A 16,493-nucleotide genomic window follows, 5' to 3' on the forward strand; every position below is an offset into this window, starting at 1 on the left:
CGGTTCCAAACATTAGTGAGGCGAGTTGAAGAGGCTTTTCAGCCAAGCAGGTGGACCAGGAGCGATGGTCAGAGCGGTGTGGGCGCTGGCTATTAAGGGACTTCCGGCCCTTTATGGGTTGGGAGTCATTTTTGTGCTTTTGCGTGCCCTACCCGTTGAGGAATACGGGTCGTACGGCGTGGCATGGGCCTTTTTGAATGTCGCCGCGATGTGCACGCGTGGCTTGTGGGCCCTGACTCTTGTTCAGCGCTGGGCCTCGGGAGCCGGCGAACGCGTGCTGGGTACTATCGTCGGGCTGTCGCTGATCACAACTTTGATCGGGATCGCGGTGGGGGCCTTGCTGATGCCCGCCTTAGGCCTTTCTCCGATGGAGACTGCTCTGACGTGTCTCGCGCTGCTCATCTTGGTACCGCGGGATTTGGCGATTGCCTTAGGACAGGCAGAGAGCAAACTCCGGCGAGTCTTCATCATCGAGGCCTGCTATTTCTTTGGCAGTTTGGTCGGTTTTATCGTCTTAGCCCGGTTTGGCTTGTTGGTGGACGCAGAGACCGCTCTGATGGTGAATACGGGAGCGATTGTGATCTCGTCGTTGGCCGGGGTGTTCAGATATCCGCTGGTGCTTAGGCCGTCTTTTGAGTCTCACGGCTATCGCGACGTGGCGAGTTTCGGGAAGTGGACAGGCATCCTCGCCATCGGAGACATCTATTTTCAGCAGGGAGATTTGCTCGTATTGAGCGCCGTTCAAAGCCCGGCACAATTGGCGCCGTATATCGCGGCAAAGACGTTTTTGCGTCTGTTTGCTTTGGTTTCTCAGGCCATGAACTTCCTGCTCTATCCCATGGCGGCCAGACTGGCAGCCGAAGGTGATTTGCCGAAACTTGCAAGCAAACTCAAGATTGCACTCGCGGGTGTTTGGGCAGTGGGAATTCCGGCCGCGTTGGCACTATGGTTTTATTCCGACCCCGTGATTCCTGCAATGTTGGGACACAAGTACACGGAAGCAATTCCGTTTGTGATTGCACTCTTGCCAGCCGCATTGCTCGAACCGATGTTTAGCACGGGCGCGAACATTCTGGTCGGCTTGGGTCAGCCTCGCCGGGCGATTCCTTTGATTGTGACCGTGGTTCTGCTGAATGCCGCGGCAAACATCGTGGTCGTGTCGCAGATGGGTCTGGAAGGAGCACCGTGGATTTTGACGGCAAGCTATTTGGTGCTTGGGCTAATCTTGCAATTTCACCTGCGGAGGGTGCTCAGCCGGAGCAGAGTTCCAGAGTGAGTATGTGAATAATCATATGGTCCGCCATGAGGTATGAGCATCGCTTGAACATATGTTTAATCGCAAGAAGAATTTTTCAAGTGATGCTCAAGCTCTTGACACTGGGACAATCTGTGCTTAACATAGTGAAATATGGCCAAATGAGTTGAATTTTGAAACCGCTGACGTTGACGGCCTGATTTTCGAATGAAAATGCGGAGAATTTGTGAGTTTAGGACTCCTTCGACGGATAGGTTTCCTGTGGGGTGTTGTGTGCTGTCTTGCGGCGGCGATGGCCAATCCGACTCTTGTGCCTCCCGGCAACGTCAGCGGGGTATGGATTCCGGCCAACAGTCCGTACGTCATTAAGCACGGCAATATCACAGTTCCGAATGGCAGTTCGCTGTTCATTCTGGCGGGAGTTCAGGTGATCTTTGAGGGTCACTACAAGTTTATTGTCAACGGTCATCTTCGCGCGGTCGGCAGCCCAACGGACTCGGTGGTTTTCACGGGGGTGGACCACGATGCATTAATCGGTTGGAAAGGGCTGAGGCTGATTGGCTCGGACAGCACCCAGTTTGACTACTGCGTATTCGAGAATGGCAACGCGATTCTGGGCAGCTCCACCGACAGCACCGGGGGAGTGGTCTTAGTCAGCGGCTCCGGATCGCGGGTTGTCTTCAATCATTGCTCATTCCGGAACAACTATGCGGGCGGGAACGGCGGCGCATTGTTTGTGAGCAACGGAACTGCTGCAGAATGTTACGATTGCTATTTTAGCGGCAATTCAACGAACCAAGACGGCGGCGCGGCATTCGTTCACAACTCCGCGTTATCTCGGTTTGAACGCTGCGAGTTTTTCAACAACCGGTCAGGCAAGGAAGCTGGTGCAATCCATTCCCGCTTCGGGAGTCCGGTTTATTGGGACTGTTATTTTCACCACAATGTAAGCCACAATAGCGGCGGCGCGGTCATGGCCTCGGGCCAAGCGAGTTTCCGCCGCTGTGTTTTTGAGCGCAACGCTTCGGAAATATCCCAGGGCGGTGCGCTTTATTTTTATGATTACAGAACGACTGCGACTCTGGACTCATGCATCATTCAGGACAACCAGACTCTGTTGCGTGACGGCGGCGGCGCGTATTGTTGGGAAGCGGCTCCAAGATTCACGGATTGCCAGTTCTTGCGAAATCGGTCTTCGGACGACGGAGGAGCCGTGCACTGTTACCGTCCGGGCTCCAACGCCGTTTTCACGAGATGCTTGTTCGAAGGAAACCACGCGGCGGATACGGGCGGCGGAATTATTATCAGCAATGAATCTTTGGCATCCCTGACGGACTGCGTGCTAAGAAACAACCGATCAGAGATTCACGGCGGCGGCGGCATTTATATCAGGCTTCAAAGCCAGCCGGTGTTCACAAACTGCATCATCGAAAACAACTCGACGGCCGGTTACGGCGGGGGAGTCGGAAGTTTGGAAAGCGTGCCGCGCTTCATCAACTGTACGATTCGCGGTAACACCTGCGATTCTTTGGGCGGCGGGATCGGCGCTGTATCCACCGAGTTTGAAATGACGGGCTGCGACATCTCTGAGAATCATGCGCACTTGAACGGCGGCGGATTGTCAATGACTCTGGCAACGCCGATCATAACGCAATGCAAAATTCAAAACAACGTTGCTGATAGTTCGGGCGGCGGGCTGCATGTCGTCGAAGCGCTGCCGACGTTTACAAATTGTCTGCTCACGGGCAATACGGCTGCCGTTCAGGCAGGTGCCGGAAGTTACAGAATGTCGCACCCGACGTTTGTGCACTGCACAATTGCGGACAACTTCTCCCCCGTTGGAAATGTGTTCGTGGTTCAAGACTCTCCGGGAGAAATCATTAACTCAATCGTCGCAACGTCCGACGAGGCATACGGAAACGGCGCGCCGCCACCGGGAATCGGGATTTTGAACGGCGGATCGGCATGGGAAATCCGAAAGTCACTGTTCAGCCGCATTGGAATGGTGCCGTTTGTCGGCGCATTTCAACCGGGATTCGGAGAACTTGTCACGACAGATGAGAACGGAACGGAATGCGATGGCTATGGAAATCTGTTTGTTGCACCGAGATTCGTTGGATCAGGAATCGAGCCGTACGCATTAGCGTCAACTGGATTAGTTTCACCTGCATTGAACACGGCCCCCCCGTTTACGGTTAACGACGATCTTTCTGGAGTTGCCCGGCCACAGCCGACGGGAAGTTTGCCGGATATCGGATGTTTTGAAGCGAATCAGGTACTTGATGAGTCTATTATTGCCGGAGAACTGTCAGGGACAATTCAATCGGGACTTCACCGTATATTCGGAGACATTGTGGTTCCGCACGGATCCACTCTCGCGATCGAATCCGGAGCTGACTTGGAGTTCATGGGCCCGTACGCGATTTTGGTCTTTGGAGAGCTTTACGTCAACGGCAGTCCGGGTGATTCGGTCAGGATGTACTCTGAGAATGCGGGAAATTTGTTGGGTTGGCGCGGAATAAGATTTGGCGGCACGGAGTCTTCGGGATCTGTGATTTCTTATTTTTCGGCTTCCAACGCGATGGCTTGGAGTATCGATTCGAGTGGCGGCGCGTTCGGGTTTTTCGACGGCGCGTCTCCAACCATTTCCAACTCTCACGTAAGCAATTGCAGTTCCGAGTCGGGTGGTGCGGGGCTGGTTTTCAGCGGGCATCCCAGATTCAGCTCATGTACATTCACCCATTGCAACGCGTCAAGCGGCGGAGCCTTTAGGGTGGGCGCGGGAGCCGGATTGGATTTGACTTCGAGCAGTTTGAAATTCTGCACAGCGGTGACGGGCGGCGCTATCGCGGCGGAGCAAGGTGAACTTGAACTTATTGACGTTCGCTGTATTTCGAATTCAGCTACGGACGGCGGAGCAATTTATCTGCGCAACTCGGAATTGGTCTTGAGCTACGTGCGGCTTGACTCGAATTCGGCGACGAATAACGGCGGTGCAGTCTACTCGAGCAATTCCGTGCTGCAAGGAGATTCGCTGAACGCGCGTAGAAATACGGCCGCATCGGGCGGCGTGTTGTATTGTGCGAACGGGACTCGGGGCGAACTTTCCGAGTTGACTTGCAAAGACAACTATGCGACGACGGCCGGCGGAGTCATGAATTCTCAAGGCGGCACATTAGCGCTGCGGAGCGGACTATTTGACCACAACGAATCGAATCAGCGGGGCGGCGCATTTTGCTTGATCGGAGATTCAAGCTCGGTCGTACGGGGGACATTGGTGAGAAATTCTTCGCCGGAAGGCGCGGCGGTGTATTTGGAAAACGCCCATGCATTGATCTCATCGTGTCAGATCACGGACAACGGAGCGGCGGTACATTTCAAGAGTAGCTCTGCTTCGCGCATCGAATACTCGAACTTTGTCCGCAATGCCGCGAACTTCAGTTACTATCAAAACAACTCCGGCAACGGTCCCGCGAATATCGGCGTGATTAATTCGTCGAATATTCTTGAATATCCGTGCGACTCGTATTTCAACGTTTTCGTGAATCCGCAGTATTTGAATTTTGTCGGCGGCAACTATACGATTGACGAAAATTCCGCGTGCATGGACGCGGGAAACCCGGACACAGGCTGTGACAGCGATTTGACGTTTCCGGAAATCGGTGCACTGCACACTCCGCACAGTGTAAACCCGTGGCTTCCGGAAGAGTTGCGTGCTATGCCTGCTGACTCAAACTCCGTCAGACTGACCTGGAAGCGATCAAAGGCGGTGCGGCTTTGCAGTGTGAATGAGCTGAATTTCATTTTGGAAGCGCTGAACGATCAAGACGAGTGGCTTCCCATTTACTCGACAACGGACACGACATGCGTCTTGTCCATCCCCGAATTGGAGACCTTTGAACAATTGCGGGTTCGCTCTTCGGTTCAACCGTAGGTGAAAATTCACGCAAGATACTGCAAGCCGGACACTGTTCGGCTTTTTTAGTTTTTTCAATTACTTAGCTAAATGAACAAAAACAAGCTCTAAGTGTCTACTCGGGGTTGATTTTACGGAGTCTATGCCGTAAGATAATGATGCTGATTTCAGATTTGACTGTTAAACGATTGTTTGAACTCCGGTTGATTTGTCGGGGTTGATTATGGAGACAAAACAACGGCTTAGAATGCGACTATTTTAGTCAATTTTTATAGCTTCGTCTTAAGTGCAGTCAAATTAGAAAGTCGGCGACGACGTGAAAGACCGATTTATGCCTCCAGTTTTGCACTTTGTTCATGACCTCGCTGGCCTCTAAAGGGAGTGCAAAAGGGGGCACTCATCAGCTCTGCGCGCACTGTTCATTGCCTGTCCCTCCTGCCCGTCAAGTTGAGTCTGGAGATGCTTTTTGCTGTGCTGGCTGCGAGGCGGTATATGCGATTCTGCACGAGTCGGATCTGGATGAATATTACGCGATGCGCGACAGGCTCGGCGCGGAGAAGACCGGTCCGGCGCGGGTTTCGGGGAAGGCCTTCGACTATTTTGACGATCCGGAGTTCTTGAAACGTTACGCCGAGCCGCGCTCTGAAGGGTTGCTGTCGGTGAGGTTTTATCTGGAAGGCGTGCACTGCGCGGCTTGTTCGTGGCTGGTCGAGAAAGTTCTGTTGGAACGTGAAGGCGCGGCCTATGCGCAATTGGATATGGGCCGCAACATTGTCGAGATCGTCTTTGATCCTGTTCACGCGCGGCTTTCAAAGTTTGCGCGGGCATTGGATCGATTTGGATACACCCCCCATCCGCTTGTCGAGGATAGCGTCGCCCAGGCGCGAAAGAAGGAAACTCGGAGCTTGCTGTTGCGGATGGGAGTTGCCGGAGCTGTGGCGGGGAACATCATGCTTCTGGCGGCGGCCCTCTATGCAGGGGAATTCACCGGAATAGATACGGATTTGGCGAATCTTTTCCGCTGGGTAAGTTTTGGACTTGCCTTGCCGGCGGTGCTCTACTCTGCCCTGCCGTTTTACCGGGGCGCGATTTCGGGATTGCGCGCCGGAATGCTGCACATGGATTTGCCGATCAGTTTGGGAATTTTGGCGGCGATGTCCGTCAGTGTCGCGGCGACCGTTCAGTCACGCGGCGAAGTGTACTTTGACACTCTTTCGATACTAATCTTTTTGCTGTTGGTGGGCAGAATGCTGCTCAGTCGAGCGACGGCCCGCGCGGCGGACTCGGCGGAGTCGTTGATGGAGCAAGCGCCGCGTCGTGTGCGGCGCGAGACCAACGGCAAAGTTGAAGAGATTGAGCTTGCGGCGGCCGATGCAGGAGATGCTCTGCTGTTCTTGCCGGGCGACGTCGTGGCGGTGGATGGAGTGGCTCTGCAAGGCGGATGGGTGACGGAAGCTCATTTGAGCGGAGAATCCGACTCAGTGTGGAAAGAGATTGGCGCGACGGTCTATGCCGGATCGCAGGTTGTGTCGGTACCGCTGAGACTTCAGGCGACCGCGGTGGGAGCATTTACAAGACTTGCGCAGTTTTCGGAAATGATCCGCAAAGCTGCGGCGTCGCGGGCCCCGATCGTCAAATTGCATGACAAGATCGCCGGGTATTTTGTGGCGACTGTTCTGACGCTTGCTGCGGTCACGGCGATCATCTGGTGGCAGATTGATCCTGCGAGAGTTCCGTGGAACGTCGCGGCGCTGTTGGTGATTACGTGCCCTTGTGCTCTGGGGCTGGCAACTCCGGTTGCATTGTCGATTGCAATGGGCCGCGCGGCGAAGCGGGGGATCTACATCAAGACTTCCGACGCGCTGGAACGCGCATCGACGGTCCGGCATGCTCTGTTGGACAAGACGGGAACTTTGACCTCGGGAAAGACCGAACTTGTGGCCTCAAAGTTTGCGCGGGATTTGACTCCGTGTGAACAGGACAAGTTGATGGCGCAGGTTGCCGTGCTTGAGTCTTATTCGACGCATCCGGTGGGGCAGGCGCTGAAGCGGATTGAGTCGCCAGACTTTGACGTCAGCGACGTAGTGGTTCATGCTCAGGGAATTTCCGGCTCCGTTGCGGGCGACAGACTCGCAGTGGGTTCGAGGAGATTTCTGCGCGACATGGAATGTCTCGATGGCGCCTTGTCGGCGGATTGCGACGGGAATGTGTTCGTGGCGCGCAACGGAAAGATCGTCGCGTGTCTTTTAGTGGCCGATCCGATCAGCAAAGACGCGCAGCACGCAGTCGATGCATTGCGCAAACGAAAGATAGCGGTTGAACTTCTGAGTGGCGATCGCGCGGCGGAAGTGGCGCGGGTGGCCGGAGCTCTGGGAATAGTATCGGCTCGCGGAGACGTGACACCGGAAGATAAGCTCGCCAGAGTTGCGGAACTCGAAGCCAGCGGCACACACACGGCGATGTTCGGCGACGGAGTGAATGACGCGGCGGCGCTGTCGCGGGCGACGGTGGGAGTGTCGGCGGCGGAAGCGGCAGACATAGCGCGAAGTGCCGCGGACGTGTTTGTTTCTCGGCGCGGTCCGATCGCATTTGCTGAATTGGTATCTCTTTCGACGAACACGATGCGGACAATCCGCCGCAACGTGGTGATCGCGATCTGTTACAATGCAATTGGCGCGGGGCTGGCGATGGCGGGCTTGGTTTCACCTTTGCTTGCGGCGCTCTTGATGCCCGCGTCTTCGATTACTGTCCTGACACTTGCCGTTCGAGGCTCGAAGCCATGAATATCATTTATTGGCTGATGGGATTCGCGGTGCTGTTCATATTGGTCTTTGTAGGATTCTATTTGTGGGCAGTTCGCGGAGGGCAATTCGACGATTTGGAAAGCCCGGCACACCGGATTTTGTTTGACGACAACGAAACAACTAAAGATAAAGACGGGAAGTAGACTCTATGGCGATGGAAACCTTTCGCTATGACTACGATATCGTTCGCAAGTTTACCATAGTCACCCTGCTTTGGGGTGTCGTGGGTATGCTTGTGGGCGTGATCGTAGCGGCGCAGCTTGCCTTCTGGCAGCTGAACTTTGAAACGTCTTGGCTGACGTTCGGGCGACTTCGTCCGCTGCACACAAACGCGGTAATTTTCGCGTTTGCCGGCAATGCGATATTCGCGGGCGTGTATTACTCGACGCAACGGCTCTTGAAAGCGAGGATGTTCAGCGACACGCTGTCGCGAATACATTTCTGGGGCTGGCAGATCATCATTGTTTTAGCGGCTGTGACGCTGCCGTTGGGTATTTCGACTTCGAAAGAGTACGCGGAACTCGAGTGGCCGATTGACATATTGATCGCGCTGGTTTGGGTGGTGTTCGCGATCAACTTTTTCGGAACGATTGCCAAGCGCCGGGAGCGCCACTTGTACGTGGGCATCTGGTTTTACATCGCGACGATCATAACGATCGCGATGCTGCACATCGTGAACAGCTTGGCGGTTCCCGCGACGTTTTTGAAGAGCTACTCAGTGTTCGCGGGCGTTCAGGATGCGTTGGTGCAGTGGTGGTACGGGCATAATGCCGTAGGATTTCTGTTGACGACTCCGTTCTTGGGAATGATGTACTACTTCCTGCCCAAGGCTGCGAACCGTCCGGTCTACAGTTACCGGCTTTCGATTATTCACTTCTGGGCTCTGGTCTTTCTTTACATATGGGCTGGCCCGCACCACTTGCACTATACGGCTCTTCCGGACTGGGCACAAACACTGGGTGCGGTATTCAGCATCATGCTGATCGCGCCGTCGTGGGGCGGCATGTTGAACGGACTCCTGACTCTGCGCGGCGCGTGGAACAAGGTTCGTCAGGATCCGATTTTGAAGTTCTTCGTGCTCTCGGTGACGTTCTACGGAATGTCGACGTTCGAAGGCCCGATGATGTCGATCAAGGCCATCAATTCGCTGACGCACTACACGGACTATACGGTCGCGCACGTTCACGGCGGCGCGTTGGGCTGGGTCGGCTTCATGGTCTTTGGTATGTTCTATTATCTGATTCCGAAGCTGTGGAAGACGGAGCTTTATTCGAAGGAACTTGCGACGACGCACTTCTGGATATCGACGATCGGAATTTTGCTTTACATCGTTCCGATCTGGACGGCTGGCATTATGCAGGGTTTGATGTGGCGCGCGTTCGACGCGGACGGTTTGCTGCAGTATCCGAACTTTGTTGAGACGACACAGAGGATATTGCCGTTCTACTACACTCGCGTGTTGGGCGGCGTGCTCTATTTGACGGGTATTCTCTTGATGTGCTACAACGTAATTCGCACGGTGCGCGGCGCGGAGAAGGTGGACGAAGAAGTGACGGCGCCGTCCTTGGCGGGATTGAAGCCAGCAACGTATTCTTCGAAGACGTACTGGCACCATTTCATCGAAGGCAAGCCGTTTTCGTTTGCGATGTTCGTGACGGTGTTGGTGACGATTGGCGGAATTGTGGAAATCGGACCGTTGTTGATGCCGAAGAGTTATGTTCCGATGCATGCCGCGGCGGCTGTGCCTTATACGCCGCTCGAACTCGCGGGCCGCGATATTTACGTACGCGAGGGCTGCTACAATTGCCACTCGCAGATGATTCGCCCGCTGCGTGACGAAGTATTGCGGTACGGCGAATATTCGAAACCGGGTGAATTCCAGTACGACCATCCGTTCCAGTGGGGTTCTCGCCGTATCGGTCCGGACCTTGCGAGAGTAGGCGGAAAGTACCCGGATCACTGGCACTATTTGCACTTCATGGATCCGCGTTCGACGTCGCCGGGTTCGATTATGCCGCCCTATTCTTGGTTGGCAGAAAGCGAGCTGAAGACGTCGGACATCGAGGCGAAGATGCGCGCGCAAGTTACATTGGGAACTCCCTATACGACGAGCGACATTGAAGGTGCGCAAGAGTCGATGCGTTCGCAAGCCGAGCAAATCGGCGCGCGTCTTGCGGCGGAAGGCATCACGGGTATGGAAGACAAGGAAATCGTCGCAGTCATTTCTTACCTTCAGCGCCTCGGCAAGCAGCCGGTGCAACTGTTGGCAGGAAACTGATGCTTCGCGATATTCTAACCAACGCAAACCACGGCATTTGGCCGATCGTCTCCCTGATCATCATGTTCGTCGCGTTTGCGGCGGTGCTGATCTGGACACTTTCGGGAAGGAAGAATCGTTTTGAAGAGGAAAGCAACATTCCGCTTCATGACGAAGATGACGAGCAACTAAATCATTCGCATTCCACGAGAGGAACTTCCTCATGACCGATATGGAAAAGAAAGACAAGCCGGAAGAGCTTTTGCCGGGAGATTTTATTCCGGATCAAGAGTTGCTGGACCACGAATACGACGGTATTATGGAGGCGGACAACCCGCTGCCGAAGTGGTGGGTTCAGCTCTTCCTGATCACGATCGTGTTCGCGGTCGTGTATTTACCGGTGGTACACATGTTTGATTTGCTGCCGAAGTACTTTTTGGCGAGCGACATCGCACAAGCGGCGCTTGTGGCCGAGCAGCGCGAAGCCGAGCTTGTGGCATCGGGTTTTTACGACAAGGATCCCGTGGCCGCCGGGAAGAAGTATTTCGGGACCTTTTGTGTTTCGTGTCACGGGAACTTCGGCGAAGGCGGTATCGGCCCGAACTTGACGGACAACTATTGGATTCACGGTCCGTACGAAGAAAATATCGTGGCAACGATTACAAATGGTGTCGCGGCGAAAGGCATGCCGACTTGGGGCCCGATTTTGGGTGACCGCAAGATCAAGATGATCGCCGCTTACGTGATGACGCTGTGGGAGACTCCTCCGCCGACGGCCGGCAAGAAAGCTGAAGGCGAGCCCTACGACATGGCGTCGATCCGTGCACCGAAGGAAGAGGCCGCGACGGACAGCACGGCGGCAGCGGCGGATTCGACCGCGGCCGGCGCCGGCGCAACTATGTAAACAATTTTCGTTTCGGGGGGACGAAAGGGAATAGCTTGGATAAGAAAAGTGAATTGCCTGTCATAGACGCACCTCACATGCCGAACACGAGCTCGACGATCGGCACGTCAGGCAAGCGCAAGTGGGTCTATCAGGACATCGTAAAAGGCAAGTGGGCGTCGCGGCGGCAAATCGTCATCGCGGTGCTGATCGTATTTTACTTGGTTGCTCCGTGGATTTCGATCAAAGGACAACCGTTCATATTGTTTGATTTGGTCAGCCGCCGGTTCTCGTTTTTCGGACATACGTTCTTGGCGACAGACTTATACTTGCTTGCGCTGCTGCTCGTGCTTTCGGTGCTGGCTTTGTTCTGGTTTTCGGCGATGTTCGGCAGGCTCTGGTGTGGCTGGGCATGCCCTCAGACGGTGTATTTGGAGGGTGTGTTCTATCGGGTTGAACGCTGGCTTGAAGGTAATCCCCGCCAGAGAAAAGCTCTCGATGACGGCCCGCACGACGACGCGTATTGGACAAAGAAGATCGCCAAGCACGGCATCTTCTGGATGATTGCGACTGCGATGAGTTTGAGCTTCACGGCCTACTTCATCGGACCGCAGGCATCGTACGAGATGTTTTGGACTTTTGGGAAGGCGCATCCGACGGCGATGACCGTGGCGGTCGTGATCACGGCGCTCACGTATTTCAATTTTGCGTGGTTCCGGGAGCAGTTCTGTCACTTCCTTTGTCCGTATGCGAGAATTCAATCTGTGTTCCTCGACGAGCACAGTTTGATCATCGGATACGACGAGTCACGCGGGGAGCCGCGCGGCCACATGCGTCCGAACGATACGACTCAAAAGGGCGATTGTATCGCATGCAGCCGGTGCGTTCAGGTTTGTCCGGCGGGAATCGACATTCGCAATGGATTACAGCTTGAGTGTATTCAGTGCACGGCGTGTATCGACGCGTGCGACACGGTGATGGAGAAAATCGGCCGTCCGACGGGATTGATTCGTTACGACTCGGTGGCCGGAATCGAACACAAGACACGCAAGCTGTTCCGCGCGCGTACGATTCTTTACACGGTGATATTCGTGTTGATCGGAACGATGTTCGTGCTTCGGCTTTCTTCGCGGGAGATCGTGGATTTCGCCGTGGTGCGTTCAGCGGGCACGCCGTACCTCGTGCAGGACGACGGACTTGTACGCAACATGCTGCAAATGCACTTGACCAATACGGACGCGCGCACGCGAACCGTAACGGTTAAGTTGGAATCGCCAATTCCGGCTGAGTTGATGGTTTTGGGCGAACCGTTTGAGATTGCGCCCGGCGAACGCATCAAGGCCGAAGCCTTCGTCATGGTACCGAAGGAGCAAATCAAGGCGGCGGCGACGCCGATGGAATTCAAGCTCATGGACGGAGCTGAAGAAATCGGCACGGCGACCGCGAAGTTCTTAGGGCCGGTTTACCGGGGAAATTGATGAATGCGAAGGGGCCAGAGCATGGCTGAAGAAAAGACACGTTCGAAATTTCAGAAGTACCTTGACGAGAATTTGTGGCCGATGATTATCGTCGCGTTTTTGACGGCAACGGTCGCGTTCAACGTCGCGGTCGCGACGATTGCCGTGAAGCATCCGCCGGAACTGATGACGGAGCATTACTACGAGAAGGGCGCCAACTTGCGCGAAGTCGTGAATGAAAAGCAGGCGACCGTACGCACGGGTTGGAAGGTCACGGCAGACATGGTGACGGAGGATAATTCCCTGGTGATGCTGACCGTGATCGACGCTGCGGGTTTGCCTTGTGATTCCGTGATTGGCACATGCAGCCTTTATCGTCCGTCGAACAAGCATCTCGATCAAGAAGCCAAGCAAATTCTTGCCATGGGTGCGGGCCGCTACGCCGTAAAGACCGAAGACCCGCTGTTGCGCGGAGCTTGGGAATGCGTCGCGGACTTGAACAAAGGCGAGAAACACTACAAAGACCGGATTTCCTTTTTCGTGAACTGACATGAACTCGTTTGCAGTTGACATTGTGCCGGCATTCGTGGTGGGACTCTTAAGTTCCGCGCACTGCATCGGCATGTGCGGCCCGTTGGCGACATTGGGTTGCCGCTCCAAAATGACGGGCGGCGCGTGGGCTCCGCTGGGATTTTCATTGGGGAAACTGGTCTCATACTCCTTGTTGGGATTGGCAGCAGCTTCACTGGGTGCCATCTTTATGGATCAAACGGGACTGCAAAAGGCGACCGCGTGGGTGTCGATCGTCGGCGGAGTCTTGATGATTGTTGCGCTGATCCTCGCGTATGTTTTGCCGACGTCGGGCGGATTCTTAGCAAAAATCTCCGTGGCGATGTCCAAGCGCGCGCTGCGATGGGGGAAATTGATGTCTCCGGGATTGGGACTGGCGGCGGCATTTTTGCCATGTGGAGTGTTGTATGCGATGGTCGCTCGATCTGCCGCGGCATCGACACCTGTGAATGGCATGTTGATCATGCAAGCCTTCGGAATCGGAACTATGCCCGCGCTGCTGGGATTGGGCGCACTGATCAAACGTATTCCCGCGAGGTTCAGCCGCTACGGCAACGTTGCCGCAAGCGCATTGATAGCAATTACGGCCATCGTACTTTTGTGGCGCGGAATGGCCGGACTTGCGGCCGATCACGGTCCTCCCCCCTGCTGCGGCGGACACTAATATTTTCAAGAGCAAATCAAAAGGGTCAGGCAACAGCCTGACCCTTTTTACGTCTTACAAACAGATAAAACCTAATGATGTTCAGGGACCACGAGATGTTCGCCCGCAGCTTCAATTCCTTCAGCGATTGCGACCACGTCGTATTTCAATCTTGAGAGCAGCGACGCGACCGCCGACGAACGCACACCCGCCGAGCAATAGACCACAACGCGGCGGTCTCTGGGGATTTCGGTCAGCCTGCTCAGAATTCTGGTGTGTGGAATCAAGACGGAGTCGGGCAAGCGGAGTTCATCAAATTCGCTTTCACCACGCACGTCGAGCATGAACTCACCGCTCCGATTGGACAGCACGTCACGAAACGTGACCGTTTCGAGTTTCGTGAGCTTGGGGTTGAATTTCTTGATCCACGTTTCATATTCTTTGGTGCGGACAAATCCGAGGATATTGTCCAAACCGACCCGCCAAAGCAAGCGTACCGCCAGCTCAGCTTGCATGTCGTGACATACCACCACGATCTTTTGCCCCGCGGAAATCAAGGAACCGGCATAAGAAGGAAAACTCTTGGTAAGTGGAATCCACAAGCTGCCGGGAATATGGCCATCAAAAAAGGCGTCGCGATCGAGCCGCGTGTCCACGATCACGACACTGGAATCGGAGGCGAGAATCGGCAATCTTCCCGGAGCAATGGACTGAAGTTTGAATTCCGAAGGCAACAGCGGCGGCCCCTGCTTGTTCCACTTTTTCATTTGCGCGAAATACAGCGGCGGTTCGGGCTGGCCGTGCAGAATCTCGTGGACGAACTTCTCTTCCCCACTCTGTGCCGCAAGCAAACTTGGATTGACGCGGCGTTCGTATCCGACTGTCGTATCGGGAATCGACCCGAGTGCTTTTCCGCAGGCTGACCCTGCTCCGTGGCCGGGCCAAACCTGCAAGTAATCCGGGAACTGGAAGAACTCGAGCAATGATCTGTAGAGTTCGTGTGCGGCGGGTTCTTTTGCGCCCGCTTCACCGGCTGCGGATTCGAGCAAGTCGGGCCTGCCGACGTCTCCGACAAACACGAAATCGCCGCTGATTATTCCAATAGGATATTCAGCACCTGCCCCGCGATCGGTGATCATGAAACAAATATGTTCGGGCGTGTGGCCGGGGGTGTGAACGACTTCGAATTCGATATTCCCGACGTGAAAAACGTCGCCGTGTTTGACCCGGAAGAGCTTCGCGGGCTCCTTGGGCTCCCATGTATACTGCCAGTCGTCGCCGCCCTCACCGGAAAGATAGACTCGCACGGGGTAGTTGTTCCCAAACTCGCGCGTGCCGCTGACGAAGTCGGCGTGAATATGGGTTTCGGCTACAGCCACGATTTTCAAATTATTGCGCAGCGCGATTTCGACGTAGCGGTCAATATCCCGTTCGGGATCGATCAACAGCGCCTCGCCGGTTTCTTGACAACCGATTAGGTAAGCATACTGCGCAAGATACGGGTCTTCAATTTGACGGAAAAACATACGGCCTTAGTGCGGTAGTTTGGGTTTCAAGTAACCGTAGGTCCAAGCTCCGACGAGGGCGAAAAACAGCGGTACAATCATAACAGTCATTCCTGTGCCGATCAAAGTGTAGAGCGGGCCGGGGCAAGCACCTGTCAATGCCCAGCCGACTCCAAAGCACAGTCCCCCGAATAGATAACTTTTCCAAACGGTCTTGTCTTTTTCTTCGACAACAATTTCGCGGCCACTGATGTCTTTCAAATTGAGGCTGCGAAGAATCTTCAGGCTGATAGCCGCCGTGAGAATCGCGGATATTAACAAGCCATACATGTAAAAGGATTGAAAGCGGAACATCTCCTGAATGCGAAACCACGAAATTGCTTCAGATTTGGAAATCACAATCCCGAAGTAAACTCCGAGCAGGATGAAAACAAGTTTGTCGCGAGCGGTGAGAGGTGTATGCGAAGAGATTTGCATGTCAGAAAAGAAGCGGCAAGATCACAAAAGTAGTAAAGAGTCCGCCGATGAAGAAGCCGCCGGTGGCAAGAAGCGAATTCCATTGGAAGTTCGCGATGCCCAAGATGCTGTGACCGGAAGTGCAACCGTTTGCCCACCGCGCCCCAAAGCCCACCATAAAGCCGCCGAATATCAGAAAGAATACACCCGGCCACGACACGAGCGCGTGCCAGCTAAACAAGGACGCCGGTGCCAGTCCTTGAATATCGGCAATTCCAAGTTTAGCCAAGTCGGTTACAGTCTCATTCGATATTTCCACCGAGTTTTCAGGACGAAGCAAGTTGCCGCCGATCCATCCGCCGATCAATAGCCCGGCTACGAACAACAGCAGCCAATGGCCGCGTTCCCGCCAATTGTAGGAGAGATATTCAATCCCCTTGGGGTACGTGGCAGCGCAGATGTGCCGTAAGCTGCTGGAAATGCCGAATGTCTTTCCGCCCAGCAGAAGCAACAGAGGCACGGTGAGGCCAATTAGCGGCCCGCAGACGTACCACGGCCAGGGTGCAAAAAGAAACTCCATGTTAGCGGAACATTAAAATCAATAAAAACAAGGCTTGAAAAGTGAATGAGGTTAGTAATGTTACGACTTTCCAGCCAGACATACAACGGCTCAAATCGTGTTTTTGGGATTGTATGTTTGTTTTCACGATGACACGGAGTTATCTTTTATGATACGCCAACCAAGCC

The 16,493-nt window shown here is 54.5% G+C and carries 13 protein-coding genes; 10 read left to right on the forward strand and 3 right to left on the reverse strand.

Annotated features, from left to right (window positions below; all coding sequences use genetic code 11):
* Window positions 1-25 precede the first annotated feature (25 nt).
* The 10 genes from H6507_07445 to H6507_07490 all read left to right on the forward strand — a co-directional run bounded on the left by H6507_07445 (window position 26) and on the right by H6507_07490 (window position 13,806).
* Window positions 26-1,276 carry an oligosaccharide flippase family protein gene (locus H6507_07445; protein ID MCB9368921.1) on the forward strand — a complete coding sequence of 417 codons (1,251 nt, stop codon included), beginning with the start codon at window positions 26-28 and terminating at the stop codon, window positions 1,274-1,276.
* Window positions 1,277-1,481: 205 nt separating this feature from the next.
* Entirely contained in the window at window positions 1,482-5,189 is a 3,708-nt protein-coding gene (locus tag H6507_07450; protein ID MCB9368922.1) for a right-handed parallel beta-helix repeat-containing protein, read from the forward strand.
* Between the two features lie 404 nt (window positions 5,190-5,593).
* Window positions 5,594-7,954 carry a heavy metal translocating P-type ATPase metal-binding domain-containing protein gene (locus tag H6507_07455; GenBank protein ID MCB9368923.1) on the forward strand — a complete coding sequence of 787 codons (2,361 nt, stop codon included), beginning with the start codon at window positions 5,594-5,596 and terminating at the stop codon, window positions 7,952-7,954.
* Window positions 7,951-8,118, forward strand: coding sequence for a cbb3-type cytochrome oxidase assembly protein CcoS (gene ccoS, locus H6507_07460; protein ID MCB9368924.1), 168 nt, complete (start codon window positions 7,951-7,953; stop codon window positions 8,116-8,118). The genes H6507_07455 and ccoS overlap by 4 nt, the downstream gene beginning before the upstream one ends.
* Window positions 8,119-8,123: 5 nt before the next feature.
* The gene (gene ccoN / locus H6507_07465) at window positions 8,124-10,253 is read left to right on the forward strand and encodes a cytochrome-c oxidase, cbb3-type subunit I (protein ID MCB9368925.1); all 2,130 of its coding nucleotides are present in this window, start codon (window positions 8,124-8,126) and stop codon (window positions 10,251-10,253) included.
* Window positions 10,253-10,459, forward strand: coding sequence for a cbb3-type cytochrome c oxidase subunit 3 (locus tag H6507_07470; GenBank protein ID MCB9368926.1), 207 nt, complete (start codon window positions 10,253-10,255; stop codon window positions 10,457-10,459). The genes ccoN and H6507_07470 overlap by 1 nt, the downstream gene beginning before the upstream one ends.
* Window positions 10,456-11,136, forward strand: a complete 681-nt coding sequence (locus tag H6507_07475) for a c-type cytochrome (GenBank protein MCB9368927.1) — start codon at window positions 10,456-10,458, stop codon at window positions 11,134-11,136. The genes H6507_07470 and H6507_07475 overlap by 4 nt, the downstream gene beginning before the upstream one ends.
* Before the next feature lie 35 nt (window positions 11,137-11,171).
* The gene (gene ccoG / locus H6507_07480; protein ID MCB9368928.1) at window positions 11,172-12,593 is read left to right on the forward strand and encodes a cytochrome c oxidase accessory protein CcoG; all 1,422 of its coding nucleotides are present in this window, start codon (window positions 11,172-11,174) and stop codon (window positions 12,591-12,593) included.
* Between the two features lie 21 nt (window positions 12,594-12,614).
* Window positions 12,615-13,121 (forward strand): FixH family protein, encoded by a 507-nt coding sequence (locus H6507_07485; protein ID MCB9368929.1) that lies wholly within the window; start codon window positions 12,615-12,617, stop codon window positions 13,119-13,121.
* Between the two features lies 1 nt (window position 13,122).
* Window positions 13,123-13,806, forward strand: coding sequence for a sulfite exporter TauE/SafE family protein (locus H6507_07490; protein MCB9368930.1), 684 nt, complete (start codon window positions 13,123-13,125; stop codon window positions 13,804-13,806).
* Between the two features lie 71 nt (window positions 13,807-13,877).
* Here H6507_07490 and H6507_07495 read toward each other — a convergent pair whose 3' ends face one another.
* Genes H6507_07495 through H6507_07505 form a run of 3 tightly spaced genes read right to left on the reverse strand, consistent with a single transcriptional unit; the run spans window position 13,878 to window position 16,326 of the window.
* A complete protein-coding gene (locus H6507_07495; GenBank protein MCB9368931.1) occupies window positions 13,878-15,311 on the reverse strand; it encodes an MBL fold metallo-hydrolase in 1,434 nt (477 codons plus the stop codon).
* Window positions 15,312-15,317: 6 nt separating this feature from the next.
* Window positions 15,318-15,767 (reverse strand): YeeE/YedE family protein, encoded by a 450-nt coding sequence (locus H6507_07500; GenBank protein MCB9368932.1) that lies wholly within the window; start codon window positions 15,765-15,767, stop codon window positions 15,318-15,320.
* Window position 15,768: 1 nt separating this feature from the next.
* Window positions 15,769-16,326 carry a YeeE/YedE family protein gene (locus tag H6507_07505; GenBank protein ID MCB9368933.1) on the reverse strand — a complete coding sequence of 186 codons (558 nt, stop codon included), beginning with the start codon at window positions 16,324-16,326 and terminating at the stop codon, window positions 15,769-15,771.
* Window positions 16,327-16,493 lie beyond the last annotated feature (167 nt).

Source organism: Calditrichota bacterium (genome assembly GCA_020637445.1).
GTDB lineage: Bacteria > Electryoneota > RPQS01 > RPQS01 > RPQS01 > JABWCQ01.

What these genes read in the sequence shown, in the direction of transcription:
- ccoS (MCB9368924.1), top strand. Translation starts at nt 7,951, where the DNA reads ATGAATATCATTTATTGGCTGATGGGATTCGCGGTGCTGTTCATATTG.
- ccoN (MCB9368925.1), top strand. Translation starts at nt 8,124, where the DNA reads ATGGCGATGGAAACCTTTCGCTATGACTACGATATCGTTCGCAAGTTT.
- H6507_07470 (MCB9368926.1), top strand. Translation starts at nt 10,253, where the DNA reads ATGCTTCGCGATATTCTAACCAACGCAAACCACGGCATTTGGCCGATC.
- H6507_07475 (MCB9368927.1), top strand. Translation starts at nt 10,456, where the DNA reads ATGACCGATATGGAAAAGAAAGACAAGCCGGAAGAGCTTTTGCCGGGA.
- H6507_07485 (MCB9368929.1), top strand. Translation starts at nt 12,615, where the DNA reads ATGGCTGAAGAAAAGACACGTTCGAAATTTCAGAAGTACCTTGACGAG.
- H6507_07490 (MCB9368930.1), top strand. Translation starts at nt 13,123, where the DNA reads ATGAACTCGTTTGCAGTTGACATTGTGCCGGCATTCGTGGTGGGACTC.
- H6507_07495 (MCB9368931.1), bottom strand. Translation starts at nt 15,311, where the DNA reads ATGTTTTTCCGTCAAATTGAAGACCCGTATCTTGCGCAGTATGCTTAC.
- H6507_07500 (MCB9368932.1), bottom strand. Translation starts at nt 15,767, where the DNA reads ATGCAAATCTCTTCGCATACACCTCTCACCGCTCGCGACAAACTTGTT.
- H6507_07505 (MCB9368933.1), bottom strand. Translation starts at nt 16,326, where the DNA reads ATGGAGTTTCTTTTTGCACCCTGGCCGTGGTACGTCTGCGGGCCGCTA.